Origin of the sequence: Tateyamaria sp. (assembly GCF_039945315.1) — a bacterium.
In the GTDB taxonomy this organism is placed as follows: Bacteria; Pseudomonadota; Alphaproteobacteria; order Rhodobacterales; family Rhodobacteraceae; genus Tateyamaria.
In genome coordinates this window covers 1-2,159 of sequence record NZ_JBDUXB010000017.1, presented here as the reverse complement: position 1 = coordinate 2,159, position 2,159 = coordinate 1, and the positions used below count along the sequence as shown (strand labels likewise).

Sequence of the window (2,159 nt, the reverse complement as noted above, 5' to 3'; positions counted from 1 at the left end):
GGACGTGTTCGAATACATCGAGATGTTCTACAACCCGACACGCAAGCACACCAACAACGGTATGCTGTCGCCGGTTAACTATGAAATCAAACAGAAGAAGATGAACGAGGCAGGCGTCTAGGAAACTAGGGGCACCTCAGTATCCCACCGCTCGGGTATGATCCGCATCCCGACAAGACACGTCGTGAACTGGTTGTGAATGCAGACGAAGTAGCAGTCGTTCGCAGGATATTCCAACTCTACGAGACGCATCGCTGTTTGAACGCAGTTGTGCGTGAGGCGCAAGTACTTGGTATTCGGTCCAAGCGGCATGTCTTTTCCACGGGACGCACGCAAGGCGGCAATTCGTTCAGCCGCGGACAGATCTATCACCTGCTGACGAACCCGGTCTATCTCGGCCTGATACGCCATAAGGATCAGACCTTTGACGGCCAGCATCCGGCGATCATTGAGCAGGCGCTTTGGGACAGCGTGCAGCGGCATCTTCAGTCTGCCAGTGTAAAGCGGCGCGGCGCGCCTGCAGGGCATGCCTCTGGATCGGGCGCTCTGCTAAAAGGCAAAGTGCGCGATGAGACAGGTGACATCCTGACGCCCACCCACACAGTGCGGCGCGGCAAGCGGCAGCGCTACTACGTCTCCAACCGGCTGATCTCAGGCGGCCCCGATCCGACGGCGTGGCGCCTGCCAGCCGCGACCTTCGAACAAGCTGTTGTCGATGCAATTGCCGGTCATCTTGAGGAACAGGCAACCCAGCACGCCGTTTTGAAGGAAGACGACATCATCAGGTCAATGCGCGCTTCCAGATCAATCATGGCGCTTGCCGGGAGGTTGCGAACCAAGGGATGCAAGGACGCAGCACCACTCATCCTCGCCGTCACGCTCGGGAAACAAAAGCTCGATATCCAACTCGATCCCGATGCCGTCGCCACCGCGTCCGGTCTGAACAATATGACTCTCCGGGACGGGCTGTTTAAAATCTCCACCACCTTCGCCTGCAAACGCCGCGGCGTCGAAACGCGGATCATTGCCGGTCAAGCAACGCCCGAACCAGATCAGACCCTGATCCGCAGTTTGCGTAATGCACATGCCTGGTCCAACGCGTTGAGATCAGGTGAACCCCTGAAGGTTCTCGCCCAGCGCGTCGGACACTCCGAGCGCTACACCCGGCGTATCATATCCTTGATCTCGCTCTCGCCCCGTTTCCAGTCCGCGATCCTCGACGGCACGCAGCCCCCGCACATGAATCTCGAAGCCCTGGTGCGTGGCACAATCCCCCTCGACTGGAACCACCAGGAGCGGGTGTTTGGCCCCCACTCCTGACGTTCCCTGATCGTGGGAACCGATTCCCTGTAACAGGTTCAAAATTTCCCTGTTCCGCAAATTAAATTCCCTGTTAATAGATTTAGGGAATTTGCGCGCAAGCCATTGATATCACTCCCGTAAACACGATCCGAAATACAGAAATTATCCCGTTTTGGCACAAATTCCCTGTTAATCGGCTGTTATCAGGGAAAACAGGACCGATGAGTTCTGGCAACTGAGACTGTCGAGGATAATGGCGCAAGCTGCGGCAACCCGGTCCGTCTCTGCCACGGAGTCAGGTTCACAAGCCGCGGAAATGACGCGGAAATTCCAGCTAAAACGGTAGGGTCAAAATGAGACAGGGGTAGGTGGCGGTGCTGGCAGACTAATTCGAACCAGTCTCCACAAGGACAGTGACACTGTCCATTAACTCGCGCCAAGACAGCGCCACTCGGCAAGAGCGGCAGCGCGGTTGAGCTCGAAATTGGTTCGACTTGAGAGGCAGCGTTCCTGATTAAAGTGGTTATAGACGGAAGCGTGAACGGCGGCGAATTTCTGCAAACTTCGCATTCGTCTGAAACGAAGCATCGCTCGCTCTCTTCGTCGAAACGGCAGGTGCGAATTCTCTGCCCTGTTGTTCAGCCAGCGACCGGTTTCCTGACGATCCGCCGCCCCGATTTCCTTCAATGCAGCGCCATAGGAGCGCAGCTTGTCCGTGACGAAAACGTGCGGCCGCCCATGCCGCTTCATTGCTTTCTTCAAGAATTTCAAGGCTGCTCTCTTGTCGCGCGTCTTGGTAACGAAGCTTTCAAGCACCTCGCCTTCGTGATCGACGGCCCGCCACAGGTAGTGGCGTT

General features: G+C 56.6%; 3 protein-coding genes. 2 read left to right on the top strand and 1 reads right to left on the bottom strand.

Annotated features, from left to right (window positions below; translation table 11 throughout):
- Window positions 1-121 (top strand): IS3 family transposase (locus ABJD00_RS04440; protein ID WP_413828751.1); only part of this gene is annotated, 121 nt, incomplete at its 5' end.
- A 74-nt stretch (window positions 122-195) separates the two neighbouring features.
- Window positions 196-1,320: a recombinase family protein gene (locus ABJD00_RS04435; RefSeq protein WP_413848636.1), complete on the top strand. Its 1,125-nt coding sequence runs from the start codon at window positions 196-198 to the stop codon at window positions 1,318-1,320.
- A gap of 408 nt (window positions 1,321-1,728) precedes the next feature.
- Here the strand turns inward: ABJD00_RS04435 and ABJD00_RS04430 are convergent.
- Window positions 1,729-2,159 (bottom strand): IS6 family transposase (locus tag ABJD00_RS04430; RefSeq protein ID WP_413848634.1); only part of this gene is annotated, 431 nt, incomplete at its 5' end.